Genomic DNA, 24,437 nt, shown 5'->3' with positions numbered 1-24,437 from the left:
CCTACCTCGCGGGATCATTGCGCAAGGCCGCGCCCTCCTGTTGCGACGTCACAAATCCTCTCAATGCAGGGGTAAGCCGGAAAACGAGCTTCTCGATCTCCACCACGAGGAAAAACAGGACGCCACCACCGACGAGCCACCCCCACGCCGACAAGGGCAGAGCCTCGGTGTGGAACACGGCATGGAACGGGAACGTATAGGTGAACAGAAGCTGCAAGACCACGACGCCGGCTATTCCGTACCAGAGATAGCGATTGCCTATATGGGCGCGCACGGACAGCGACGAATCGAGCAGATACCGGATGTTGAGCAGATAGAACACCTGGCCCAGCGTAATGGCGTTGACCGCGGCCGTGCGCGCCATCTGATCCGACGCCCCTTGCGACTTCATCCAGAAGAAGGTGGACAGCGTATAGATCACGAGCGCCGCGCCGACGAACAGGATGCGCCAGATGCCGAAGCGCGTGACGATCGGCCGGTCGATTGCGCGTGGCGAGCGGCGCATCACGTCTGCCTCGTGTGGCTCGAACGAAATGGTCAGGCCGAGCGCGACGGAAGTAACCATGTTGACCCACAGGATCTGCGGCGCCGTGATCGGCAGCGTGAAGGCGAACAGGATCGCCACCGCGATCACCGCGCCTTGCGCGACATTGGTCGGCAGCATGAACAGCATCGCTTTCTCGATGTTGTTGTAGACCGTGCGCCCTTCCTTCACCGCCGCGGAGATCGACGCGAAATTGTCGTCGGCGAGGATCATGCCCGCCGCCTCCTTCGTCACCTCGGTGCCCTTGATCCCCATCGCGACACCGATGTCGGCTTTCTTGAGCGCCGGCGCATCGTTGACGCCGTCGCCCGTCATCGCGACGATCTGCCGATTCGCCTGGATCGCCTTGACGAGCCGCAGTTTGTGCTCGGGACTCGCGCGCGCGAACACGTCGACGCCGCGCACGCATTCCTGCAGCGCCGCATCGTTCATCGCCTCGATCTCGGTGCCGGACACGGCGGTCTTGCCGTCGCCGATGCCCAGCATTCTTGCGATTGCCGCCGCCGTGATCTTGTGGTCGCCCGTGATCATCGTCACGCGAATGCCGCCACCGTGGCATTCGCGCACGGCGTCGATCGCTTCTTTGCGCGGCGGGTCCATCAGGCCCACGAGGCCGAGCAGTACGAGGGTACGCGGCAGGTCCTGCGGCCCGAGGCCGCCCGTACGCAGGCCCGGGTCCGACAGCCACGCGAGCCCGAGCACGCGCTCACCTTGCGCGGCGAGCCGGTCGCCCTCCCTCGCGAAGTGCTCGCGATCGAGCGGCGCCGGGCCTTGCGCCGTCTGCTGCCGGTCGCAGTGGTCGAGGATCACCTCTGGCGCGCCTTTGACCAGCAGCATTTCGCCGTCCGTCGAACGGTTCAGCGTCGCCATGAACTTGTGCTCGGACTCGAAGGGGATCGCGTCGATCCTCGGCGCGGCGGCCGTCTCGGCGGCGCGGTCCATGCCCAGCTTGGAAGCGAACGGATAGAGCGCGCCCTCGGTCGGGTCACCTTCCACTTTCCATTTTCCGTCTTCCTCGAAGAGCTCGGCGTCGTTGCACAATAGCGACACGCGGCCCATCAGCTTGAGCACGTCCGGCGCGGCGCCGAGCGGCTTGCCATCCGCGCTGACCTCTCCTTCGCTGGCGTAGCCGTCGCCCGTAACGGCATAGGCCGCTTCGGCCGTTACGACGGAGGTCACCATCATCTCCATCAGGGTCAGCGTGCCCGTTTTATCCGAGCAGATGCGCGAGACGGCGCCCAGCGTTTCGACCGCCGGCAGGCGGCGAATAATGGCGTTGCGCTGGGCCATGCGCTGCACGCCGATGGCGAGCGTGATGGTGATGAGCGCCGGCAGGCCTTCCGGGATGACCGATACCGCAATCCCCACGATGGCCTGGAACAGCTCGACGAAGGTCATGTGTCCGAGCCAGTGCCCCCAGGAGAAGAGCAGCACGCTGACAACGGCGATCACTGCCGTGATGACGTAGCCGAACTTCTTGATCTGGCGCAGGAGCGGCGTCTCGAGCGCGCTGACCTCGGCGAGCATCTGGTTGATCCGGCCGAGTTCCGTCTGGCTCCCGGTCGTCACCACGACGCCGGTTGCCCGGCCCGACAAGACCATCGTGCCGCAGAACGCCATGTTCTCGCGGTCGCCGACCGTGGCTTTGGCGGGTACCGGCGCGGTGCCCTTCTCGGCCGGGAGGGATTCCCCCGTGAGAGCCGCTTCTTCCGTGCGCAGGTTCCTGGCGTCGACGAGACGCATGTCCGCCGGGATTTTGTCGCCCGATTCCAGTAGCACGATGTCGCCAGGAACGAGTTCCTCGGCGGGGATCAAGCGAACCGCTCCGCCACGCATAACGCGCGCTTCCGCGGACAGCATGTTGCGAATCGAGTCGAGCGCCTTCTCGGCGCGTCCTTCCTGCAGGAAGCCGAGCAGCGAGTTGAGGATGACGACGGCCAGAATGACCGAGCCATCGAGCCACAGGCCCAGCATGAATTTGACGAAACCGGCCGCGACCAGCACGTAGATCAGAACGTTGTGAAGCTGCATCAGGAAGCGTACGACTGGCCCCCTCTTCTTGCCCTGCGGGAGGCGGTTCGGCCCATAGGTGGACAGCCGCCCGCTCGCTTCCGTTACATCGAGGCCCTGCGCGGGATCGACGTTGAACTGCCGTTCGATGTCACCGGCCGGCATCGCATGCCACGGCGTCGCACTCTCAACTGAGCTCATCCTCGTGTCTCCCGGTTCCAGTGATTTCGGGTCAGGGGCCGCTCTCAATGGTCTGGATCGTCCCCGGGTTGATCGGGTCTCGTCTCGTCCAACGCTTCAGCGTCGAATTCCTCCCTCGCGGCGGCGAGATCCTTCATCTGCTCTTGCGTGGCTTTCGGATATTCGAGGTCGAGCTTCTCGACGGCCTCGACGATCGCGGCCGCGACGATGAGGCGCGTGAAAGGTTTGTTGTCGGCGGGCACGACGAACCACGGAGCCGCTTCGGAGGCCGTCGCGCGGATCGCCTCTTCATAGGCGTGCATATAGTCGTTCCAGTAGCGACGCTCGCGAACGTCGGCTGCGGAAAACTTCCAGTGCTTGTCGGGATTGTCGAGGCGATCCATGAATCGCCTCTTCTGCTCCCCGTACGACAGGTTCAGATAGAACTTGAGAATGACCACGCCCTGGCGCGTCAGATAGTCCTCGAAGCGCGCGATGTCGGCGAGCCGCTCGTCCCATATGTTGTTGCCGACCCGTGCCGCTGGGATCTTCTGCGCATGGAGCAGATGCTGATGCACGCGCACCACCAGCACCTCCTCATAGTACGAGCGGTTGAAAATGCCGATGTGCCCGCGCTCGGGCACTTTCCTGGAATAGCGCCAAAGGAAGTCGTGGGAGAGCTCCTCATCCGACGGCTGCTTGAACGAGATGACATCGCACCCCTGCGGATTGACGCGCGACATCACGTGCTTGATCGTCCCATCCTTTCCCGCGGCGTCCATGGCCTGGAACACCAGCAGCACAGACCAGGAATCCTGCGCGTAGAGGATCTCCTGCTCCATCGCGAGCCATTTCGACCCGCGCTGGAGTAGTTGCTGCGCCTCTTCCTTATGCATTCTGAGTCCCACCGTCTCGCCGGGATCGAAATTCTTCAGGAAGAAATCTTTGCCGCTCGTGACGCGGAACGGATCGGTGTATGCCCGCAGCGCGTCGAGTATTTCCGTGCGAACCATCGCTCTTTCTCCACGGCATCTGCATTCAGTTGCACGATTCGCGGATTGCATTGCAACCGCAGTCGTACTGTTCACAACTCTTTCTGATAATAGGTCACGCAAACGGAAACGTGCTCATCGGCAACGACGCTGCGCACCCGCGTAGCGACGGGAAACACACGTCTCAACGCTGCAACGTTCCGGACAGCCGAGCCGGTCGATTACAGCCTGTCGGCCCCCTCGACCTAGTCGCGACAAGGCCGTCAGACGATAGGCATTACCTGTGCTTATCCTTCACCAGACAGCGCCAACAAAAATTGCCGAGCACAATGTCGAGCCACGAACACGAGCACGGGGAACAGCGGAGCAGTGGGCGTTACCTGATCCGATACCTGAGCGGCTGGGCCGTCGTGGCCCTCGTCACCGCGCTCGACTGGTTCTGGGTCGCCGGCAAGGGCTACACCGTGCCCGGCGACGGCGTCGCCAATCTCGCGCAAGCCGACGCAAGGCGTGGTGTCGATGCCTTCATTTCACACGACGCTCGCTATTGTCTTTATCTATGCGCTGCGTCGCATGCCACGGCTTTTGCTGTTTGCGATTCCTCTCAACGTGACGATGATCCTGTCGACGCCGACGCAAGGCGGTCATCTCTCGCCGGTGTGTTTGCGGGTCTGCTGCTCAGTGCGCTGACGATTGCAGCGCTCAAGCGCTGCATGCACCTGCTGGCGACGCGCGAATCCGCGAATGCGCCGAGTTCGCGGTCTATGCCGGTGCGAACGGCATGAACTGGACGCTCGGAAGCGGCCGCGCGGACTAACGTGAACGCAGCGCGGCTTGCGCCGCGCCGCCGTGGTTCGAAGCGACTGGAAGACCGCGCGCTAGCCCGGCGCCCGCCCCAACACCTGCGAATCCGACGACGCCGTCGTCGACGTCTCGTCACGCCCGTGCCCATGCCCCGTCGTCGTGACCGCATTGGTGCCGCCGGGCCGACGGACCGATTTCGCGTGCCGCTCGATCAATCGCTGCAGCAAACAGAACGCGCACAGCAGCGCGCCGATCACGATCCGCGTCCACCACGAACTGAGCGTGCCGTCGAACGTAATCAGCGTCTGAATCGTGCCCAGAATGCCGACGCCGAACAGCGAGCCGACCACATAACCGACGCCGCCCGTCAGCAGCGTGCCGCCGATCACCGTGGCCGCAATCGCATCGAGTTCCATGCCCTGCCCTTGCAGCCCATAGCCCGACAGCACGTAGAACGTGAACACCGCGCCGCCGAGCGCCGAACAGAAGCCGCTCAGCGCATACACGCCGACCCGCGTGCGCGCGACCGGCAGGCCCATCAGCAGCGCCGAGCGCGGATTGCCGCCGACCGCATACACGTTGCGTCCGAAGCGCGTGAAATGGGCGACATAGATCGCGGCCGCGAGCGTCACGGCCGCGATCAGCACGTTCGCCGATACCGAACCGACGCCGACGCTGAGACGAAACGCGGAGATCGCCTTGAACGTCGGATCGGTGATCGTGATCGACTGCGTCGTGATCAGAAAGCACAGGCCACGCGCGAAGAACATCCCCGCCAGCGTCACGATGAACGCCTGCAGGCGGAAGTAGTGAATCAGCGCGCCCTGCACCGCGCCGAACACCGTGCCCATCAACAGCACGATCGGAATGATGAGCCACACCGACACATGCATATGCTCGGACAGCACGGCTTCGACGATCGTCGTCAGCGCGACGATCGAGCCCACCGACAGATCGATGCCGCCCGACACGATCACGAACGTCATGCCGATCGCGACGATCAGCAGGAACGCGTTGTCGACGAGCAGATCGAGCAACACCTGCCACGAGAAGAAACCGGTGTACATCACCGAACCAAAGCCGAACAGCGCGCAGAACAGCAGGACCGTCACCGCGATCGGCAGCGTGCGCGGATCGACCACGCGGGCGAGTGCTTCGAGAACGCGCGTCATCGTGCCACCCCGCGCGATTTGACGAGCGACGCGCCGAACGACACCGCGAGCGCGCGTGCCACAGGCGACTGGATCACGCTGACCGCGAGCACGACGGCCGCCTTCACGACGAGCGTCGCTTCCGGCGGCACGCCGATCGAATACGTGGTGTACGTGAGCGTCTGGATGATCAGCGCGCCGAGAACCGTGCCCGCGAAACTGAAGCGGCCGCCGAGCAGCGACGTGCCGCCGAGCGTCACGGCGAGAATCGCGTCGAGTTCGAGCAGCAAGCCCGCGTTGTTGCCGTCCGCGCTACGCACGTTCGAGCTGATCAGGATGCCGGCCAGCGCCGCGGTCAGGCCCGAGAAGCCGTACACCGCGAATACGATCGCCTTCGAGCGCAAGCCGACGAGCCGTGTCGCAACCGGGTTCACGCCGATCGCGCGAATGAACAGACCGAGCGCCGTGCCCTCCACCAGGGCGGCGGTCGCCAGCACGGCTACGGTCGCGATCCATACCGAGCACGGCACGCCGAGCCAGTAGCCGCCACCGACGAACAGATAGCCGGGCGCGCCGATCGGGATGATCTGCCCAGCGGTCAGCAGTTGCGCGATGCCACGGCCCGCGACCATCAGAATCAGCGTCGCGATGATCGGCTGCATGCCGACGAACGCCACGAGCAGGCCGTTCCACATGCCGCTCAAGATGCCGACGACGAGCGCGGCCAGCAGCGCCTGCGCGATCAGCGCACCGCTCGGCACGGCCTGGGTCGCGAGTATCGTCGCGGCCGCGGCGCCCGCGATCGCGACCACCGCGCCGACCGAAATATCGATGCCGCGTGTCGCAATCACGAGCGTCATGCCGATCGCGACCAGCACGAGCGGCGCCGCGCGATTCAGGATATCGATCGGCGCGCCGAACAGGTGGCCGTCGAGCGTGCGCAGCGCGAGAAAATGCGGATTGGCCAGCAGGTTCAGTCCGCCCAGCAACACGAGCGTCACGCATGGCCACAGCAGCGGACGCTCCACCCCGTCGCGCGCGAACCAGTTCGATAGCTTCATTCGCCGCTCCCTGCGATGAGTCGGTAGATGTTGTCCTCGTTCGACGACTTACCGGCCACCTCGGCGATCTTGCGGCGATCGCGCAGCACCGCGACGCGATGGCTCACGCGCAGCACCTCGCTGATCTCCGACGAGATGAACAGGATGGACAGGCCGTTCGCGCACAGCGCGAGCAGCCGGTCCATGATGTCGAACTTCGCGGCGACGTCGATGCCGCGGGTCGGCTCGTCGAGGATCAGCAGTTTGGGATCGGTTGCCAGCCAGCGTGCGAGCAGCGCCTTCTGCTGGTTGCCGCCGGACAGCAGCGCGATCGGCTGTTCGGCGTCGGACGCCTTGATGCCGAGCCGCTCGATCCACATATCGGCGAGCTCGCGTGCGCGTTGCCGGCTGATCTTGCGCCACCAGCCGCGCCGCGCCTGCAACGCGAGCATGATGTTTTCGCGGATCGACAGTTCGGCGACGATGCCTTCCTTCTTGCGGTCTTCCGCGCAATAGCCGATGCCGTGGCGCACCGCGTCGTGCGGCGTGCGCAGCCGCACGGCGCGCCCTTCGACGAGGATCGTGCCGCTGTCCGCGCGATCCGCGCCGAACAGAAGCCGCGCGGTTTCGGTGCGGCCCGAGCCGAGCAGACCCGCGAGGCCGAGAATCTTGCCGGCCTGCATCTCGAGATCGATCGGCTGCAAGGTGCCGCGACGGCCGACGCCGCGCAGCTCGATGAACGGCTGCGTGGCCGTTGCTTCCGTGTGGTCTTGCGCGACCTCCTGCAGATCGTCGGCGGCCTGTCCTTCGTGCGCCGCTTCGCGCAGACGCGCGCTCATGCGCTCGTGGCCGACCATCTTCGCGACCAGCTGATCCGCGGACAGATCGCGCGCGAGATATTCGCCTTCGCGCTCGCCGTTGCGCATCACCGTGATGCGATCGGAGATCGCATAAGTCTGCTCGATGAAATGCGTGACGAACAGGATCGCAATGCCCGATCGCTTAAGATGCCGAAGTATTTTGAATAGCTGCGCGACTTCGCTGTCGTCGAGGCTCGAAGTCGGTTCGTCGAGAATCAGCACGCGCGCATCGACGGACAACGCTCGCGCGATCGCGACCATCTGCTGCACGGCGATCGGATAGGCGTCGAGCGAGCGCGTGACGTCGAGCGACACGTCGAGGCGGGCGAGCGCTTTCTGCGCGCGCCGCTTGATGTCGGGCCAGTCGATCGCGCCGAAGCGGCGCGGCTGCCGGCCCGCGAAGATGTTCTCCGCCACCGACAGATTCGGGCACAGGTTCACTTCCTGGTACAGCGTGCGCACGCCGGCCGCCTCGGCTTCCTGCGGCGACGCGAACGCGACCACCTCGCCGCCGAGGCGGATCGTGCCGGCATCGGGTGCGAGCACGCCGGTGAGCACGTTGATCAACGTGGATTTGCCGGCGCCGTTCTGGCCCATCAGCGTATGGACCTCGCCGGGAAACAGGCGGAACTCGACGTGTTGCAACGCCTTCACGCCCGGAAATGTCTTGCTGACGCCGGAGGTCGCCAGAATCGGTTCGCGCACGCTCATGTCATTCTGTTGGCTTGGCGCGCCCGGCGGCGTGCCGCGCTGCGGCTGGTCCGGCTGATTCGGTTCGGTAGCGGAATGGGTCATGGACCTCGCTCGATCGGCTATGCATGGTTCGGCAGGCCCCAGTGACATGCTCCCGCGGGCGCATGCTCCTGAAAAGAGACCGCCCGCTGCAGAAGAAAGCAGCCCGGGCGGTCAGGCACCACTGGAGAAACCTGTTCGATGCGTCCGTACTGCACATCTCCTTCGCGCCGTGAGCCCGTTGGCCCCGGCGCCTGAACACCGCGCACGCCGCGGCGCTCGCGCGAGCGCGGCCGCGGCGACGTTGCGCGCCGCGTCAGTACTTACGCGACGGCAGAGTTTGCGCGGCCACGCTCATCGGGAAGACAGTCTCCTGAGTCAGGATGCGCTTCGGCAGCGGCTTGCCAGCCACGACGTCTTTCACCGCCGACATCAGCTGCGGTCCGAGCAGCGGGCTGCACTCGACGTCGACATTCATCTTGCCGGCGGCCATCGCCTGGAAGCCGCCCTTGGTTGCGTCGAACGAAACCACCACGACGTCCTTGCCCGGATGCATGCCGGCTTCTTCCATCGCCTGGATCGCGCCGAGCGCCATGTCGTCGTTATGAGCATAGACGACGTTGATCTTGTTGCCGTAGGTCTTGATGAACGCTTCCATCACCTGCTTGCCGCCGGCGAGCGTGAAGTCGCCGCTTTGCGACGCGATGATCTTGAACTTCGGATCGCTCTTGATCACTTCGATCAAACCCGCATGGCGGTCGTTGGCCGGCGCGGAGCCGACCGTGCCTTGCAGCTCGGCGATGTTGACTGGACCTTTATCGTCCTTGTAGTGATCCGCGAGCCAGTGGCCCCCGCGCCGTCCTTCTTCGAGGAAGTCCGAGCCGATCATCGTCACGTACAGCGACGTGTCCTTCACGTCGATGTTGCGGTCGGTCAGGATCACCGGAATCTTCGCGGCCTTGGCTTCGAGCAGCACGGGTTCCCAGCCCGATTCGACGACCGGCGAGAACGCGATCACGTCGACCTTCTGCGCGATATACGAGCGGATCGCCTTGATCTGGTTTTCCTGCTTCTGCTGCGCGTCGGAGAATTTGAGGTTGATGCCGGCGTCCGTCGCCGCCGACTTCACCGATTCGGTATTCGCGGTGCGCCATGCGCTTTCCGCACCGACCTGCGCAAAACCGAGCGTAATTTTCTTGTCCTCGGCATGCGCGCCGGGCGTGGCCAGCGTCAGCGCTCCGAGACTCGCGGAAAGCGCGAGCGCGCCCAGAGCGCGACACGCGGCACGTCGTGTATTCGCCATGACAGTCTCCAATCGTTGTTGTGTAGACGACCCAGCGGTCTGCCCGGCCCTCGTGGCCCTCACGGCGCATGGATCGTGATGTAGCGTACTGTGCGACACGTTAACCGTCCAATCATATGATTCGCGCCCTCGATATCAATTTTGGTATAGCGCGCCGGTCAGAGCATTGCCGCTCGCTGCCTCAGGTCGGCGTCATTCTCGGAGTGACCCAGCGAAACGTCAGATTGATGCGCTCGCCGCTCACGCGCGGCTCCTTCGGCACCCGATGACGCCACTGCGCCTGGGTGTCGCCCTTCATCACGAGCAGGCTGCCGCCCTTCAGCGAGAACGATTGCACGACGCCGCTGCGGTTGTGCTGCAGATCGAACCTGCGCGCGACGCCGAGGCTCACCGACGCGATCACCGGTTGCTTGCCGAGTTCGGGCTCGCGGTCCGCGTGCCAGCCCATGCTGTCGGCGCCACTGCGGTAACGATTCAGCAGCACGCTGTTAAAACGCGCGCCGCTGGTCGCCTCGACGGCCGCCTTCAGTTCGGCGACGGCGGGCGTCCATGCTTGCGGCACGTTGCGGATGCCCGAGTACACGTACACCGCGTCCGGTTCGCCCTGCCAGGCGGTCAGACGCGGCAGTGCAACCCGGCCAGCGGGCGTGCCCATCATGTCCTGGCGCCATTGCACTTCGTCGATCAGTCGGGCCAACAGGCGTTCGGCGTCGGCCGCCGCGAGCCAGTCTGGATACCAGTCGACGTCGGGCGTCGGCAGGTCGTTGAATAAATCGGTGCTCATCGGAATGTCTGGGTGCAAGCGGACAAGTCAAAACCCTGACTATTATGGCGACACTGGCCCACCCGCTGATTCACGCGCGTTGCTCTTTCATTCGACGCGGCTCTCCGCGTTCCCTCTGTTCTTTCGCACGGACTACTTCCATGACACTTTCCGATCAGGCGCTCGCGCAGCTCTTTCGCGACGCGCGTACGCACAATGGCTGGCAGAACAAGCCGATCGACGACGCCGTGCTGCGCGAGCTGATGGAGCTCGTACTGCTCGGCCCGACCTCGGCCAATTCGAGTCCGGGCCGCTTCGTGTTCGTCAGGACGCCGGAGGGCAAGGAGAAACTGCGCCCGGCGTTGTCGGCTGGCAATCTCGAGAAAACGATGGCCGCGCCCGTCACGGTGATCGTCGCCATGGACATGGCCTTCTACCAGTATCTGCCGAAACTGTTTCCCCATGCGGATGCGCGCAGCTGGTTCGCCGGCAACGAGCGGTTGGTTGCGGACACGGCCTTTCGCAATTCGACGCTGCAAGGCGGGTATCTGATTCTCGCGGCGCGTGCGCTCGGTCTCGACACTGGGCCGATGTCGGGCTTCGATCAGGCCAAGGTCGACGAAGCGTTTTTTGCGGGCACGACGGTGAAGTCGAACTTCCTGATCAATCTTGGCCACGGCGATCCGTCAAAGCTGTTAGCGCGCAGCCCGCGTTTTTCGTTCGACGAAGCGGCGCGCATAGTGTGACGGGGCGTTGATGATGGATGGCGCTGCGGGTGCGCGCCACGCGCTGGATCGGATCGCGTCAGGTCAGCACCGCGATATAAAAGACCACCGTGCCGATCAGCGCGCCGATGAAGCAGAAGCCCTCTTCGGCATCGTCGCCATTCGAGCGCAGCCACGCGCCGACCGCACCGAACAGGCCCGCGATGCCGAGCGCGACGCACACCATCACGACGTCGAACAGCGCGCTTTTGCCGAGTTCGGAGAAATCGATGTTGCGTACGCCGACGTAAAGCGCAATCGCCATCAGCGAGATGCCGACGAGCGGCAGCATCACGTGGCTGCCCTCGCGCCCGACATGATGCTCATGATGCACATGATGCACGTCGTGCGCGTGATGCCACAGGTGGCCCGATTTGAGTAGCTTCATGATGTGCCTCCCCCCGCCCGATCTTTCCCGGCGACAGAACCAGTCATGGCCGAAGCGCCCTACGCTGCCCCGGCAACAAGCTGGCTGGTTTCAAGCATACTCCACACATGAATACAATTCAAAGCCCATTTAATTCGCTTGCATAGGCATTGAATGCGTGGCGCGCGGCCCTGTAAGTATGTGCTGAGCAGGAATGCGCCTGCCCCAACGCCCCCCCGTCGTGGCTCGCGCCGGCGCCTTCCGGCCCGCGTATCGTGCGGTGCGGGAGCACGAATTTTGCGGCTACGGCAAGGTACCGAACATGTCGGTAGAATGATTCGCCGCGTTCGTCAACCGATCGCTGCCGCGCTGTCGCTGCCCTTAGGCCCCTTCCCGCCCTGATCCTCTTCTTTATGCGACGTTCATCGTTTCTTGTCCGCATCATCCTGATTGGCATCCTGCTGCATATCTACGTCGGCTTGCGCCTGATTCCCGACATGCCGATCGACGCGGCCGGCCGCGGGCTGTGCGTGCTGTGGCTCGTGCTGTCGATCTACCTGATCCCGGTCGGCATGATGGCGCGCGGCTTCAAGCGCCAGCCGCTCGGCGACCGTCTCGCGTGGGTGGGCCTGCTCGCGATGGGCTTCTTCTCGTCGCTGCTGGTACTGACGTTCGCGCGCGACCTCGTGCTGGCGTCGCTGCTGACGATCGACGCGATCTGGCCGAACACGCTCACGATCGCGCATTGGCGCACCGGCTCGGCGGCGGCGGTGCCGCTGCTCGCGCTGCTGTCGACGCTGATCGGCCTGTTCAACGCGCGCCGTCGCGCGCGCGTCGTCACGATCGAAGTGCCGATCGACGATCTGCCTGCCGCGCTCGACGGCTTCACGATCGTGCAGATCAGTGACATCCACGTCGGCCCGACGATCAAGGGCCGTTATGTCGATGCGATCGTCGACGCGGTGAACCGGCTCAAGCCGGATCTGATCGCGGTGACGGGCGACGTCGTCGACGGCAGCGTGCCGCAGCTGAGCCGGCATACGCAGCCACTGTCGCGGCTCGCCGCGCGGCACGGTGCGTTTCTCGTGACCGGCAATCACGAGTACTACTCCGGAGCGAACTCGTGGATCGCCGAATTCCGCCGGCTCGGCTTGCGGGTGCTGCTGAACGAACACGTGATCGTCGACCATGACGGCGCGCGCGCCGTGATCGCCGGCGTCACCGATTACTCGGCGGGTCATCACGACCCCGCGCATCGCAGCGACCCGGTCGCGGCGCTCGCCGGCGCGCCGGGCGACGTGCTGATCAGGGTGCTGCTCGCGCATCAGCCGCGTTCGGCCGAAGCGGCCGCGGCGGCCGGCTTTACGCTGCAGTTGTCGGGTCATACGCACGGCGGTCAGTTCTTTCCGTGGAATTTCTTTGTGCGCCTGCAACAGCCGTTCACGGCAGGCCTCGCGCGCCTGAACGGACTCTGGGTTTATACGAGTCGCGGTACGGGCTATTGGGGTCCGCCGAAACGACTCGGTGCGCCTTCGGAAATCACGCGCTTGAGACTCGTGCCGGGCGAACCGGATTGAACTCAACATTCGCAGTCCGGAGCAATTAATTACGGCCTGTCTACGATACGGCTGTAGCAAACCCACATGCGCACTCTCCGCCGATCGCGGCTTGACTGAACTTTGCGGCGCCCTCTAAAATCCGCACAATTCTTTTAACCGGAATCACGATCTTGGACAGTAGCAGTTGTACCAGCCGAGTATCGATTTGCCCGCTCGCCTGAGCGGCAGGATTTCCGCGTCAGGTGTCCCTGTCGCCGTCCTGCCCTCGGGCTCGATGGCGCACGTCGCTCTCATTTCATTGTCATTCGCGTACTGTCGGTGAAGCGCAGCGTGGCTCGATGCCATGCCGATGCCGCACGCTTCCGGCCGCCGCACGCGTGTGCGCGCGTATTTCGTTCCACCCTCATGCGTTTACCGTGCACGAGGTAGACGACCTGACGTTCCCACGCGTAGGCTTCACCCTGCGGCAGCACGCACGCCAACCTTTCTGAACGATGACACTCGAATTCTTCCTGCGGCTTCTGACCGCTTTTGCTTGCGGCGTCGCGATTGGCCTCGAACGACAGATGCGCCAGCGCACTGCCGGCCTGCGCACGATCACGCTCGTGGCGAGCGGCGCGTGCCTGTTCGTCACGCTCGGCGTGCTGACCGGCAACGGCGTCAGCGGCGTCACGCAGATTGCCGCCTATGTGGTGTCCGGCGTCGGCTTTCTTGGCGGCGGCGTCATCATGCGCGACAAAGGCTCGATCCAGGGGATCAACACCGCGGCGACGCTGTGGTGCTCGGCGGCCGTCGGCGTGTTGAGCGGCGCGGGACATTACGGACCGGCGCTCGCGGGCACCGCGGTCGTGCTGCTGGCCAACACCGCGCTGCGTGAAGTGAGCCGGATGATCAACTCGACGCCGGTTTCAAACGCCGACCTCGTGCGCGAGTACGTGCTGACGATCGTCTGCCGCGAAGCCGACGAGATCAACATTCGCGCCGCGATTTCCAACTCGATGTACTCGGCGCCGCTGTCGTTCCAGAGCCTCACGAGCGAGGATGTCGAGGACGAACCGGCGCGCATTCGCGTGACGGCGACGCTGACGATGCATCCGAAGGATCAATCGAAGCTCGAACAGATGGCGAGCCGCCTGAGCATGGAAAAGAGCGTGTCCAGCGTCAGTTGGACCGCGCGGGAAGCGGAACCGACGCCCGAGTGAAGCGCAGCGCGTAAGTCTCCTTTGTTCGCGCGCATCGTCTACACTTAGCTGGCAGCAGATTCAGATAATGTTAATTCCGCGTCGTGAACGTGGACGGTCCCATAACCTTCGACTAAGCTCTGTCACCGTGAATTGTTCACACTCAACCAGGGAGTCTCGAATATGGAACACGGCATCATCGCATGGATCATCATCGGCGCGATCGCGGGCTGGCTCGCGGGTGTGCTGGTCAGGGGCGGCGGCTTCGGCCTGATCGTCGACATCATCGTCGGGATCATCGGCGCGTTCATCGGCGGGTGGCTCGCCGGCGTGCTGCATATCTCGCTTGGCGGCGGCTGGATCGGCTCGATCATCACCGCGTTGATCGGCGCGGTCATTCTGCTGTTTATTATCCGGCTCGTGCGACGAGGGTCCTGAGCACCGCATCCGACGTCATCAAGCGCCAGCGGGTTCGAATCGCTGGCGCTTTTTTATGGCCTGTTGCTTCTGCTTTTATCGCCGCGGTTGTGGCCGCCGCAGAATCAGGCCGGCAGCATCGACCCCGTATCGCGCAGCCGCGTATGCCATGCAAACACCTGATCGAGGCAATGCGGCGTCTGACCTCCCCAAAGCAACGCATCGCGGTAGTAGTCGCGCAACAGCTCGCGATACCGCGGATGTACGCAATGCTCGATGATCAGCGTCGCACGTTCGCGCGGCGCGAGGCCGCGCAGATCGGCGAGACCCTGCTCGGTGACGACGACGTCGACGTCGTGTTCGTTGTGATCGCAATGCGGCACCATCGGCACGATGCTCGAAATGCGGCCGTCCTTCGCGGTCGACTTGCTCGCGAACACCGCGCACGACGCATTGCGCGCAAAGTCGCCCGAGCCGCCGATGCCGTTCATCATATGCGTGCCGCCGACATGCGTCGAATTGACGTTGCCGTAGATATCGAATTCGAGCGCGGTATTGAGCGCGATCAGACCGAGCCGCCGAATCACCTCGGGATGATTGCTGACTTCCTGCGGACGCAGCACGAGCCGGTCGCGATAGCGCTCGATATCGCCGAATACCTGCGCCTGCCGCGTGGCCGACAACGTGATCGACGCGCCGGACGCGAACGCGACCTTACCAGCGTCCATCAGATCGAACGTCGAATCCTGAAGGACTTCCGAATAAATTTCGAACACCTCGAAAGGCGAATCGACGAATCCCGCCAGCACCGCGTTGGCGATCGTACCGATGCCCGCCTGCAGCGGCGGCAACTGCTTCGGCATGCGGCCACGCGTGACTTCGTACTGGAAAAATTCGATCAAATGACCGGCGATCAACGCGGTTTCCCGATCCGCGGGCAAGACCGTGGACGGGCTGTCGGCCATGTCCGTCATCACGATCGCCGCGATTTTCTCGGGCGGAATCTCGATAGCGGGTGTGCCGACGCGATCCCGCGCGCGCACGATCGGCAGCGGCTCGCGATGCGGCCGGCGCCCCGGAATCCAGATGTCGTGCAAGCCTTCGAGCCCGAGCGGCTGCGCAAGATTGATCTCGACGATGACCTTGTCCGCGAGAATCGCGAAGCTCGCCGAATTGCCGACCGACGTCGTCGGCACGATACCGCCGCTCTCCGTGATCGCGGCGGCTTCGATGATCGCGACATCGAGCTTGCCGAGCTGGTTCGCGCGCAGCATCTCGACGGTCTCGGACAGATGCTGATCGACGAACATCACTTCGCCGCGATTGATGGCGTCGCGCAGCGTCTTGTCTGCCTGAAACGGCAGACGGCGCGCGAGCACATGCGCTTCGGTCAGCATGCGGTCAACGTCATGACCGAGCGAGGCGCCCGTCATCAACGTGATGCGCAGCGGCTCGCCCAGCTGGCGCGCACGCTCGGCGAGCGCGACCGGCACGGCCTTCGCGTCGCCCGCGCGCGTGAAGCCGCTTGCACCAACCCGCATGCCGTCGTGAATCAGAAGCGCCGCGTCGGCGGCCGTGGTGATTTTTCCGCGCAGCGCGGTGCAGCGAATTCGGTCTTCGTACATGAAAGGGAGTCTCTCCATAGTCGCCAGCTCCGTCTACTGGTGCGCACGTCTGCGGTGTGCTTCGCTCGATAGGCGGTTGCCGCACCCGCCGCGGCGTCTCGATCGGACGGCGTCGCGAGCAGGTGTTGGGTCGCGCGATAGGATCCGCGACAGGTGTTGCGCGTGAGCCAGCCGGACTTAGCTGCCGAAGTAGATGTTGCAGAAGCTCATCGGGCCGACACATTCATCAGCTTTCGCTTTCGGCGCTTCCACATGCTTGCGCGGGGCAACCTTATCGGCGCGCTGGCCATCCGCTTGCGCAACCTGCTGCTCCGGCGCGGCCGGCGCCGTCTGTGCATAGGCGGCGGCAGCGGTGGACAAAGAACAGGCAATCAGGACCGTCTTCAACACTTTCATCTCGTTCTCCAGGACTTACGACTACTGCGACGAATACTGCGAGGCAGTGACGAAACTATATGACCGGCACCTACGCGAATAAACGGGGCTGCCCGGAAGGGATCTTTCCATCTGGCAGAAAGATCCACGCAGCATTGCTCAGCGACGATTGAAGGGCGCGTCCTTGTCGAGCAACGCGCTGCGAATGAAGTGCAGACAGCTCAAGATACGTTGCAGATCTTGATGCCGGGCGCGCTCGGCGTGCACTGCCTGCAGCATGTCTTGCGCGAGCCAGGTGGCCGAGCGCACGGCGACGAGTGCGCGTTCGAGCGAACGTGGACCTGGGCGTTCGAAGAGCCGGGCGAGATCGTCGCACGTGTGTTCGATCACGCTGCGCCAACGCGGCTGAAGGATGTCGGCATAATCGGCGCGTGCGGCTTCGTTGCGCAGATCGATCACGGCGTGACCTACTTCGATCGTCGCGAGCATCCAGCGAAGTGCGTCGCGCCGTCGTCGTGAACGGTGCGTCAACAGCACGCGCAGTTGCGAAGTCAGATCATGCGTGCCCGACTGGAAACGTTGGCTCAGACCCGGCAGCGCGTCCTTGCATGCCGACACCGTTTGCGCTCGCAGGTCGCCCATGATCCGGTCGATGAGCCAGCGCATATCGGCGGGAAAGACCACCGCGAAAACAACCGCTGCGAGCAGCATCGACGCGGTCAGCGCGATGCCGTTGTTGATCAGCAGATCGGGCACGTAGCTGACGACGTTGTCCGGCCCGGCCAGCAGACAGAAGAACACCGAAAAGCCGATGCCAAGCCCTGCCGCGCCGCGACGCGTCGCGATGAATGCGCCGAGCGCGAGCACCGGCACGAGTACCGCGCAAAGCAGCGGGAAACCATCGATGTTCGGATACACGTAGCACATGAACACATAGCCGGCCAGTGTCGCGAGCACCGCGCCGATCGCCATCTGGACGGCCATTCTGGTGGCGCTTGGCGCGGTGGACGTCAACGCGCAGACCAGTGTTGCGCCTATTACGGCGAGACCGCCGCTCGGCCAGTTGGTCGCGATCCAGAACGCACCGGCGATTCCGATGACGACAGCCGAGCGCAGGAACGTGAACAGTACGGCGAAGTGGTTTGTGCGGCTTATAGGTCTGCTTGTGCGATGACTCTTGGTTGGGCTTGAGCTGCATCGTAGGCGGTGCTGCCGGCTTGCTGTTTTGCGCCACAAGCATGCATAGGTTTGCGAATAGTTTATCCATTCGCCCACGAATCGATACAGCAATTCGGCTGCCGTGTCGAAGTCCGCAAGCAATTGCGCGGACGCGGCTTCGAGTGGCCGCCTGGTTTCGCGTACCCGGCGTGGCAAGCTCGTTCGAAAGGGACGCAGATCGGCTGCTGCGTGCGATGCTTCGACGCCGGCTTCAACTTGTGCTTCGAACAAGGCTCCCAGTTCGTCGAGGTACGGACCGATGGCCGCGAGTATCGACACAGCGCGGCTGGCGCGCAACCGTTTGAGCAACTGATTCAGCGCATGCAGACGCGCGCACGCATCCATGAATTCGCGATTCAGACGCGCCAGATGCGCGCTGCGCGAGCGCATCGCCGGATCTTCGAATGCGACGAACGTGCGGGTTGCTTCGAAGCCGGCGATTTCGTCGACGAAATCCGCGAAACGCCGTTCGAACTGATTGCGCTCGAGCCCGCGTGCGAGCACGTCGACAGCAAACGCAGTAAAATTCGCGTACCTGATCTGAAGGTTACGTCGCAGCGCAAGGATCGAGCGCTGAGGCAGCAGCAACGCGCTGACCGCGCTCGAACACACGATGCCGACCGCCACTTGCGCCGCACGCGTGAGTGCGGCGAGGAACAGTCCCTGAGGCGTCGTCACGTTTGGAATGCCGATCAGCGCGGCGGTGTAACCCGCGAGCACAAAACCGTACCATCTGAAATGCCGATACCGGACCGCCGCAGCAATACAGGCGCTCACCCACGCGATCATGCCGAGCATGTACAGTTCGGGCTGCTGAACGAACAGCCCGCCGAGCACGAGCGCGGCCACGGTCCCTACTGCCGTTCCGAGAATCCGGTAGAAGCTCTTCGCGAGCACCATGCCGCTGAACGGTTGCATCAACACAAAAACAGTGGTCATCGCAATGCGCGGCTGCGGCAGATCGAGCAGCATCGCGATGCCCAGCGCCAGCAGTCCGGCGGTGACCGTCTTCAGCAGATGCAGCCAGGTCAGTCCGTCGCTGCTGGCCCAGTCGCGCGCGGCGCGATTGAGTTTGGCTCGGCTGAGTCGTCGCCGCATGACGCCGCGCGGACCGAAGAAATCCGCCGACGGTTCGATCGCATGATCGGGTTTCATCTGGAAACAGTGCACCCCACGTGGTCGCTGAGAGAGCCTCCGGACAGAATGGCTGACACCGGCAGGCGAGGCGCCGATTGTATGAGTCCGCGATGTGTACATTAAGCCGACGGGTGCAGAACATCTGTTCCAGAACGGACAACAATAGGGTTCTGAGACTGACGGAAAATATGATCTTGATCATGAAACAGAAGGTTTGATGGACACGCTACAAAATATGCGAGTGTTTGTGCGCGTGGTTGAAGCCGGTAGCTTCACCGCGGCCGCGCAATCGCTCAATTCAACGACCGGCGCGATGTCTCGCGCGGTCTCGGAGCTTGAAGCACATCTGCGCACGCGCCTGCTGAATCGCTCGACGCGTCGGCTTGCGCTGACCACCGCCGGCGAGCGCTATCTGAAACGATCGCAGCAGATCCTCGCGGATGTCGATGTTGCGGAAGAAGAAGCCAGTTGCGCACACGAGCGACCAACCGGCGCGCTGCGCATGCATAGCTTTGCGAGCATCGGCCAGCATTACGTCCTGCCGGCCATTTCGCGCTACCGCGAGCTTTATCCTGATGTGACCGTCGAGTTGACGCTATCGCAGCGCATGCCCGATCTGTTCGAGGGCAGCGCCGACGTGGCCGTGATCGGCGCATCGACGCTGCCGAATTCGGACCTCGTATCGTTTCCGCTGGGGACGACGTTCAGCATCCTGTGCGCATCGCCGGCCTACGTGCGGGCGCACGGCGCGCCGCAAGAACCGGCTGACCTTGCGCATCACGAATGTCTGATCCTGCATACGCCGGCGTTCCCGCCACATGAATGGACGCTCGACGGCCCGAACGGCAGTGAGTTGATGGAAGTCGACGGCCCCGTGCATGTGAACATCGCCGAATCATTGATCGTGGCGATCCGCGAAGGCATGGGCATCGGCATGGTGCCGCTCTACGCGGCCATTTCCGGATTGCGCGATGGCACGCTGGTGCGCGTGTTGCCGGAATATACGCTGCAGAAGACGACTGTTTATGCGCTCTATCCGTCGCGCAAATTCATCGATGCAAAGACGCGCACGTGGGTCGAATTCTTGCGCTCGCATCTGCCAAAGGTGATTGCGCGCGACGAAGCATTGCTTGCTGAGGTCGGGCAGCTGGGGGGCGGAGATGACCCAGTGCAGCTGGTTGGAGTTGCCCCTGTAACTCAGGACACGCGGACACCGTTAGGTCAATGAAGTCGCGGCAGCACGCCTGAACTCACGCGGCGAGCGGTATTCCAGGGCTTTGTGCGGATGGCGCTCATTGTAGTGTTCAAATGCAACAGCCAGACACGAGAGCGCCGCTGGCGCGTCAGGCTCGTCCATACAGGCGACGTAATTGTGGCTTCATGATCTTCACGAACGATTCGACCATGCCATTGCTCTGCGAAGAACGTGCCGGCGTTGTCAATGACTCCAGGGCCAATTCGCGAGCGAAGCTGCGAATGCGGTGGTCGACATAAGCCGAGCCGTTGTCCGTCAATCATTCGATGGACGGCGCGACCTGCCCGGTGCCGAATTGCTGCGCGACGGCGGCCAGCATCGCGTCGCGCACTACATCACCGCTATGCCCGCCGGTCCCCGCCGCCCAGCCAATCGCCTCTCCGATCGCGGCAGTCGAGTGCGAACGTTACGCGCAACGGCGTGCCATCGTCGCACCGGAACTCACTGCCATCGGAGCACCAGCGCGAGCTGGCCGGGCAACTGTAAGCGGCTCGTGCCGGCCGTTATAGACGGTGACTGAGGGAGACATCAAAGTGGTGCCCATCATTTCCGATCTGATGGGCAGCACTTTGACACAGTCTGCAGAGAAGAAGCCGGGTTCCCGTACGGGGCGCCCTAACTATCCCCGGGAGCTTCGCGAGCGACTGGCTGCAGCAGCTTGCGAGCCCGGCGTATCGGTCGCGAAGCTGGCCCGGGAGAATGGCATCAACGCAAACATGCTGTTCACCTGGCGACGGCGATATCTGGCCGATCAGCAAGCTCAGTCTGCCGGGCTCGTTCCGGTCGTACTGCCAAGCGACGCGCCAACGGAGGCTGTCGCGTCAGCTCCGGGAACACCGCAAGCGCAGGGCGCAAACCCTGTATCACCTGTCGGCACGATCGAGATCCGGATCGGTCGTGCGGTGGTTAAAGTGGATGGCCTGGTCGATGCCGATATGCTGCGAATCGTGCTGGGCAGTCTGCGCTCATGATTTCCCTCCCGGCAGGCACGCGCATCTGGATCGCAGCGGGCGTCACGGATATGCGCTGTTATGCGGAATTGCCGGTTATGCGCAGTTGGCCGGCAGTACACGGGGCGGTAGGGGCCGTGGGCCTGATGACGCTGCGCATAAAGGGCTAGTGCCTCGTTGATCTCAGCATCTCGATCAGAGCGTCAGGCGGCCGGAAACGGCCTCGCCGAAGGTTCGGAATTCCGGTCGCGGCGAGCGCGTCCAGTTTCTCTGTCGGGTCTGCGCGTAGATAAAACTCCGCGCTCTGAACTCTGGCGTGACCGAACCACAGAGCGACCCTTCGGACATCGTGTGTTGCCTGCAGGGTATGCATCGCGCAGGAATGCCGCCTATGTCGCTGGGTAGATAGAGCAGAGATTTTTTTGATTGCCGATCGCGGAATGGCCCCGACTCGACTGTTCACCCGTCAGTAGCCGCGATCGCCAACCAAAAAAATCTCTGCTTTATGTGGTGCACCACATAAGCGATGCGGGTTTCAGGGGCTTGCCGCAAAGGTACAAACGGCGCTTCAGGAGAATCAGCTGGGAGGCAACGTCTACATCTTCCGGGGCCGTCGTGGCGATCTGGCAAAAATCCTTTGGGCTACAGAGGACGAAATCTGGCTGCTCGCGAACTATCTGGCTTGATACTACAACTCCTTCCATTGGATTAGAGAGTTTTGGATCCCACGGCCGCTCGCGTTGCTACTACGCGGTCAGTGAGTCGGTCCCATCGGCTGCTATGCTTAACCGGCGGGTTCGAATCTGGGACGTCGTAGAGGAACGCATAATCGTTGTAGGCATGTCTTGTAACAAGACCATGCTCAACCCACCTGGTGAGTGTTGCTTCGTGGATGCCGAGTCGAGCTGCAGCCTCCGGTTTTGTGAGCATGCCGCAATCGCGCAGTCTGTCGCGACGAGAGCGGAGCCCGTTTCATTGAGCCAGATATGAGACGTGCAGCGCATCAAACCGGATATTCGCCTTACCTGGGCGGACGCAACCGCCAGGGCGAATTGAACCGCCCCGGATTTGGTGCAGGCTCCAACTCTTGAGAGAATGGAGCCATGAACAAGTCGAACAAATTTTCTGCTGAAGTCCGGGAACGTACAGTGCGCATGGTGCAGGAGCATCGGGGCGAGTATCCGTCACAATGGGCAGCGATCGAATCCATTGCCCCCAAGATCGGCTGCACGAGCCAGACATTGCTGGGGTGGGTCAAACCAGATGAAGTCGATAGCGGTGAGCGCGCTCCCCCCTCCGATTCGGGCTCGGGTAATTGACGCCGCCGCGCGCGCTTGTTGTTGTCGGCGCTGCGACGCCGGTAGCTTTCGACGTTCAGCTCGAAGATCGTCGAGTGATGGACCAGGCGATCGATGGCGGCCACCGTCATCGACGGATCGGGGAACACGTCGCTCCAGCCAGAGAACGGCTGATTGGCCGTGATCAGCAGACTGCGCCGCTCATATCGTTCGGCAATGAGTTCGAACAGCACGCTCGTTTCCGGTTGATCCTTGCGCACGTATGACAGGTCGTCGAGGATGATCAGGTCGAAGTGATCGAGCTTGGCAAGCATCGATGGCAATTGCAGGCTCTGGCGGGCCGCCTGCAGCTTCTGCACGATTTCGCCGGTGCGTGTGAACAGCACCCGGTATCCGGCGTCGATCAACGCATGGCCGATGCCACAGCCTAAATGGCTCTTCCCGGCACCCGGTGGCCCGAACAGTAAAATCGTGGCGCCTTTCTCGAGCCACGAGTCACCGCTGGCAAGCGCCATCACATGCGCCTTGGAGATCATCGGCACCAAGCCGAAGTCGAACGTCTCGAGCGTCTTGCCCGGGTCCAGATGCGATTCGACGCGATGCCGCTCGATACGCCGTTTCGCACGCTCGGCCAGTTCATGCTCGAGCAGCGCGCCGAGCAGACGCGTCGATGGCCAGCCCTCCTTGTCGGAGCGCTGCGTGAACTCTGGCCATAGCCGCGCGATCGTCGGCAAGCGCAACTCGGTGAGCATCAGCCCCATACGGGCGGCGTCGTAGGTTGCGGGCGCGTTCATACCGATACCTCCTCGCCGATCAGCGTGTCGTAGAGCGCCGCCGGCGGCATGTCCACCGCCACGTCCGGACACTGCGCCTGGCGCGGCGCAAATTCATGCTGCAGCTGCTTCAGATCGGGCAATTCACCGGCGATGAGCAACGCCTCGAGCCGCTCGGCAAGAACCGCCTCAACTCCGTGATTGGCGGCCAGTTCAAGCAGTCCGACCATGGTCTTGCAGGCTTCGCGCTGCGTGAGTTGCGCCTCGAGCCGCTCCCACGTGCCGCGGTATGCCTCGCGCGGGAACAAGTCGTCGCGAAACGCCAGCCCTTTGAACGCCTGGGGCTTGCGCTTGAGCGCCTCGATGAAGTGCCGGTAGTCGAGCTTGCGACGGCGGCTATTGGCAGCATGGGAACCCCGAGCGGTGCTATGCACGAGTGCGCCGGACAGATAGCAGTCGAGGTGATCGGCGTAGACACGGACCTTCAGACGGTGGCTGATCAGGCGTGACGGCGCGCTGTAGAGAATGCCGCGCACGGTGAAGGTGCCGCAGCGTGTCACGCGTGCTTCCTCCTCGATGAAGTCGGTCGTGCGATGCGCGGGGAGATCCTGCAAATGCTCGCGTTCGGCATTGAACGCAGCCGCGTTGCGGCGGTTGCGTCGCATGACGACCTCGCGCACAAACGCCTCATAGCCAGCACGATCGTCGAAATCGCGATGGCCACGCAGCATCAGCGCCTGATCGACCGCCTCCTTTAAATGGCGGTGCGAGGATTCCACACTGCCGTTCTCGTGGGCCACGCCAACGTTGTTGCGTGTGCCGGCCATGCCGTAATGCACCAGCAACGCGTCATAGCGCGCCGTGAAGTCCTCTTCGGTCTGCAGATTCTTGAACGCTGCCGATAAGCTGTCGGTGCGATGCTCGTGCGGGCAACCGCCGGCCTGCCATAGCGCTTTCTGCAAGCCCGTGGAGAGGGCCTCGAAGCTCTCGCCGCCTTCGACGACATAGGCGTATTCCCAGTGCGAGAACGCGAGCACGAAGTGATAGAGCCGATGATCCAGGGGCGCGCCGGCGATCGTCACATGCAGGTCCCGCATGTCGGTAAAGTCCGACAGTCCCTGAGAGATGGCCGCGCAAAT

The 24,437-nt window shown here is 63.4% G+C and carries 19 protein-coding genes and 4 pseudogenes; 9 read left to right on the top strand and 14 right to left on the bottom strand.

All coding sequences use genetic code 11. From position 1 onward, the window contains the following. Position 1 precedes the first annotated feature (1 nt). The gene (locus tag OKW28_RS14800) at positions 2–2,755 is read right to left on the bottom strand and encodes an HAD-IC family P-type ATPase (protein ID WP_429446604.1); all 2,754 of its coding nucleotides are present in this window, start codon (positions 2,753–2,755) and stop codon (positions 2–4) included. A gap of 44 nt (positions 2,756–2,799) precedes the next feature. Continuing rightward, positions 2,800–3,747: a polyphosphate kinase 2 family protein gene (locus OKW28_RS14795; RefSeq protein ID WP_429446603.1), complete on the bottom strand. Its 948-nt coding sequence runs from the start codon at positions 3,745–3,747 to the stop codon at positions 2,800–2,802. 308 nt (positions 3,748–4,055) lie between these two features. Here OKW28_RS14795 and OKW28_RS14790 point away from each other — a divergent pair, with 308 nt between their 5' ends. Beyond that, positions 4,056–4,511, top strand: a complete 456-nt coding sequence (locus OKW28_RS14790) for a hypothetical protein (RefSeq protein ID WP_429446601.1) — start codon at positions 4,056–4,058, stop codon at positions 4,509–4,511. 93 nt (positions 4,512–4,604) lie between these two features. Here OKW28_RS14790 and yjfF read toward each other — a convergent pair whose 3' ends face one another. The 5 genes from yjfF to OKW28_RS14765 form a co-directional block, all read right to left on the bottom strand. Continuing rightward, entirely contained in the window at positions 4,605–5,702 is a 1,098-nt protein-coding gene (gene yjfF / locus OKW28_RS14785) for a galactofuranose ABC transporter, permease protein YjfF (RefSeq protein WP_429446599.1), read from the bottom strand. Next, on the bottom strand, positions 5,699–6,742 hold the full coding sequence (locus OKW28_RS14780) for an ABC transporter permease (protein WP_184069082.1): 1,044 nt from the start codon (positions 6,740–6,742) through the stop codon (positions 5,699–5,701). The genes yjfF and OKW28_RS14780 overlap by 4 nt, the downstream gene beginning before the upstream one ends. Next, positions 6,739–8,376, bottom strand: a complete 1,638-nt coding sequence (locus OKW28_RS14775; protein WP_429446597.1) for a sugar ABC transporter ATP-binding protein — start codon at positions 8,374–8,376, stop codon at positions 6,739–6,741. Before OKW28_RS14775 ends, OKW28_RS14780 begins: the two co-directional genes overlap by 4 nt. Before the next feature lie 253 nt (positions 8,377–8,629). Beyond that, positions 8,630–9,616 carry an ABC transporter substrate-binding protein gene (locus tag OKW28_RS14770; RefSeq protein WP_184008341.1) on the bottom strand — a complete coding sequence of 329 codons (987 nt, stop codon included), beginning with the start codon at positions 9,614–9,616 and terminating at the stop codon, positions 8,630–8,632. A gap of 181 nt (positions 9,617–9,797) precedes the next feature. After that, on the bottom strand, positions 9,798–10,400 hold the full coding sequence (locus tag OKW28_RS14765; protein ID WP_090806179.1) for an alpha-ketoglutarate-dependent dioxygenase AlkB family protein: 603 nt from the start codon (positions 10,398–10,400) through the stop codon (positions 9,798–9,800). A 140-nt stretch (positions 10,401–10,540) separates the two neighbouring features. Between OKW28_RS14765 and OKW28_RS14760 the strand changes: the two genes are divergently transcribed. After that, entirely contained in the window at positions 10,541–11,125 is a 585-nt protein-coding gene (locus OKW28_RS14760; protein WP_429446595.1) for a malonic semialdehyde reductase, read from the top strand. Between the two features lie 58 nt (positions 11,126–11,183). On the opposite strand, the gene OKW28_RS14755 is transcribed toward OKW28_RS14760, so the two are convergent. Beyond that, positions 11,184–11,531: a hypothetical protein gene (locus OKW28_RS14755; protein ID WP_429446593.1), complete on the bottom strand. Its 348-nt coding sequence runs from the start codon at positions 11,529–11,531 to the stop codon at positions 11,184–11,186. A 392-nt stretch (positions 11,532–11,923) separates the two neighbouring features. Here OKW28_RS14755 and OKW28_RS14750 point away from each other — a divergent pair, with 392 nt between their 5' ends. The 3 genes from OKW28_RS14750 to OKW28_RS14740 all read left to right on the top strand — a co-directional run bounded on the left by OKW28_RS14750 (position 11,924) and on the right by OKW28_RS14740 (position 14,688). Beyond that, positions 11,924–13,087, top strand: a complete 1,164-nt coding sequence (locus tag OKW28_RS14750) for a metallophosphoesterase (RefSeq protein WP_429446591.1) — start codon at positions 11,924–11,926, stop codon at positions 13,085–13,087. Positions 13,088–13,563: 476 nt separating this feature from the next. Then, positions 13,564–14,271: an MgtC/SapB family protein gene (locus OKW28_RS14745; protein ID WP_090806188.1), complete on the top strand. Its 708-nt coding sequence runs from the start codon at positions 13,564–13,566 to the stop codon at positions 14,269–14,271. Between the two features lie 162 nt (positions 14,272–14,433). Continuing rightward, the gene (locus OKW28_RS14740) at positions 14,434–14,688 is read left to right on the top strand and encodes a GlsB/YeaQ/YmgE family stress response membrane protein (RefSeq protein ID WP_018420763.1); all 255 of its coding nucleotides are present in this window, start codon (positions 14,434–14,436) and stop codon (positions 14,686–14,688) included. Between the two features lie 104 nt (positions 14,689–14,792). Here the strand turns inward: OKW28_RS14740 and OKW28_RS14735 are convergent, their stop codons facing one another. The 3 genes from OKW28_RS14735 to OKW28_RS14725 all read right to left on the bottom strand — a co-directional run bounded on the left by OKW28_RS14735 (position 14,793) and on the right by OKW28_RS14725 (position 19,040). Next, positions 14,793–16,292 (bottom strand): acetyl-CoA hydrolase/transferase family protein, encoded by a 1,500-nt coding sequence (locus tag OKW28_RS14735; RefSeq protein WP_429446982.1) that lies wholly within the window; start codon positions 16,290–16,292, stop codon positions 14,793–14,795. A gap of 177 nt (positions 16,293–16,469) precedes the next feature. After that, positions 16,470–16,688, bottom strand: a complete 219-nt coding sequence (locus OKW28_RS14730; RefSeq protein ID WP_429446589.1) for a hypothetical protein — start codon at positions 16,686–16,688, stop codon at positions 16,470–16,472. A 138-nt stretch (positions 16,689–16,826) separates the two neighbouring features. Then, positions 16,827–19,040 carry an FUSC family protein gene (locus tag OKW28_RS14725; RefSeq protein ID WP_429446587.1) on the bottom strand — a complete coding sequence of 738 codons (2,214 nt, stop codon included), beginning with the start codon at positions 19,038–19,040 and terminating at the stop codon, positions 16,827–16,829. A gap of 199 nt (positions 19,041–19,239) precedes the next feature. Between OKW28_RS14725 and OKW28_RS14720 the strand changes: the two genes are divergently transcribed. After that, positions 19,240–20,250 (top strand): LysR family transcriptional regulator, encoded by a 1,011-nt coding sequence (locus OKW28_RS14720; protein ID WP_429446585.1) that lies wholly within the window; start codon positions 19,240–19,242, stop codon positions 20,248–20,250. Here the strand turns inward: OKW28_RS14720 and OKW28_RS14715 are convergent. Next, positions 20,239–20,750 (bottom strand): annotated as a pseudogene (locus OKW28_RS14715) (DDE-type integrase/transposase/recombinase); the annotation flags it as partial. The gene OKW28_RS14720 and the pseudogene OKW28_RS14715 overlap by 12 nt on opposite strands. 60 nt (positions 20,751–20,810) lie before the next feature. Between OKW28_RS14715 and tnpA the strand changes: the two are divergent. The 3 genes and pseudogenes from tnpA to OKW28_RS14700 all read left to right on the top strand — a co-directional run. Next, positions 20,811–21,248: an IS66-like element accessory protein TnpA gene (gene tnpA, locus OKW28_RS14710; protein WP_429446583.1), complete on the top strand. Its 438-nt coding sequence runs from the start codon at positions 20,811–20,813 to the stop codon at positions 21,246–21,248. A gap of 473 nt (positions 21,249–21,721) precedes the next feature. Continuing rightward, the gene (tnpB, locus tag OKW28_RS14705) at positions 21,722–21,913 is read left to right on the top strand and encodes an IS66 family insertion sequence element accessory protein TnpB (RefSeq protein WP_429446980.1); all 192 of its coding nucleotides are present in this window, start codon (positions 21,722–21,724) and stop codon (positions 21,911–21,913) included. Positions 21,914–22,330: 417 nt separating this feature from the next. Beyond that, positions 22,331–22,513, top strand: a pseudogene (locus OKW28_RS14700) (IS3 family transposase); the annotation flags it as partial. Between the two features lie 5 nt (positions 22,514–22,518). Here the strand turns inward: OKW28_RS14700 and istB are convergent. Both istB and OKW28_RS14690 read right to left on the bottom strand, forming a co-directional pair. Then, positions 22,519–23,319, bottom strand: a pseudogene (gene istB, locus OKW28_RS14695) (IS21-like element helper ATPase IstB); the annotation flags it as partial. Next, positions 23,316–24,419: pseudogene (locus tag OKW28_RS14690) on the bottom strand (Mu transposase domain-containing protein); the annotation flags it as partial. The pseudogenes OKW28_RS14690 and istB, both read right to left, overlap by 4 nt. Positions 24,420–24,437 lie beyond the last annotated feature (18 nt).

This window comes from Paraburkholderia sp. 40 (assembly GCF_050434105.1).
In the GTDB taxonomy this organism is placed as follows: domain Bacteria; phylum Pseudomonadota; class Gammaproteobacteria; order Burkholderiales; family Burkholderiaceae; genus Paraburkholderia; species Paraburkholderia tuberum.
Note: the sequence above shows the minus strand (reverse complement) of the source record. Positions and strands in the feature narration are given on the sequence as shown.

Excerpts from the sequence above, each read along its gene's own strand:
- OKW28_RS14800 (WP_429446604.1), bottom strand. The coding sequence starts at position 2,755 with ATGAGCTCAGTTGAGAGTGCGACGCCGTGGCATGCGATGCCGGCCGGT.
- OKW28_RS14795 (WP_429446603.1), bottom strand. The coding sequence starts at position 3,747 with ATGGTTCGCACGGAAATACTCGACGCGCTGCGGGCATACACCGATCCG.
- OKW28_RS14790 (WP_429446601.1), top strand. The coding sequence starts at position 4,056 with ATGTCGAGCCACGAACACGAGCACGGGGAACAGCGGAGCAGTGGGCGT.
- yjfF (WP_429446599.1), bottom strand. The coding sequence starts at position 5,702 with ATGACGCGCGTTCTCGAAGCACTCGCCCGCGTGGTCGATCCGCGCACG.
- OKW28_RS14780 (WP_184069082.1), bottom strand. The coding sequence starts at position 6,742 with ATGAAGCTATCGAACTGGTTCGCGCGCGACGGGGTGGAGCGTCCGCTG.
- OKW28_RS14775 (WP_429446597.1), bottom strand. The coding sequence starts at position 8,376 with ATGACCCATTCCGCTACCGAACCGAATCAGCCGGACCAGCCGCAGCGC.
- OKW28_RS14770 (WP_184008341.1), bottom strand. The coding sequence starts at position 9,616 with ATGGCGAATACACGACGTGCCGCGTGTCGCGCTCTGGGCGCGCTCGCG.
- OKW28_RS14765 (WP_090806179.1), bottom strand. The coding sequence starts at position 10,400 with ATGAGCACCGATTTATTCAACGACCTGCCGACGCCCGACGTCGACTGG.
- OKW28_RS14760 (WP_429446595.1), top strand. The coding sequence starts at position 10,541 with ATGACACTTTCCGATCAGGCGCTCGCGCAGCTCTTTCGCGACGCGCGT.
- OKW28_RS14755 (WP_429446593.1), bottom strand. The coding sequence starts at position 11,531 with ATGAAGCTACTCAAATCGGGCCACCTGTGGCATCACGCGCACGACGTG.
- OKW28_RS14750 (WP_429446591.1), top strand. The coding sequence starts at position 11,924 with ATGCGACGTTCATCGTTTCTTGTCCGCATCATCCTGATTGGCATCCTG.
- OKW28_RS14745 (WP_090806188.1), top strand. The coding sequence starts at position 13,564 with ATGACACTCGAATTCTTCCTGCGGCTTCTGACCGCTTTTGCTTGCGGC.
- OKW28_RS14740 (WP_018420763.1), top strand. The coding sequence starts at position 14,434 with ATGGAACACGGCATCATCGCATGGATCATCATCGGCGCGATCGCGGGC.
- OKW28_RS14735 (WP_429446982.1), bottom strand. The coding sequence starts at position 16,292 with ATGTACGAAGACCGAATTCGCTGCACCGCGCTGCGCGGAAAAATCACC.
- OKW28_RS14730 (WP_429446589.1), bottom strand. The coding sequence starts at position 16,688 with ATGAAAGTGTTGAAGACGGTCCTGATTGCCTGTTCTTTGTCCACCGCT.
- OKW28_RS14725 (WP_429446587.1), bottom strand. The coding sequence starts at position 19,040 with ATGAAACCCGATCATGCGATCGAACCGTCGGCGGATTTCTTCGGTCCG.
- OKW28_RS14720 (WP_429446585.1), top strand. The coding sequence starts at position 19,240 with ATGGACACGCTACAAAATATGCGAGTGTTTGTGCGCGTGGTTGAAGCC.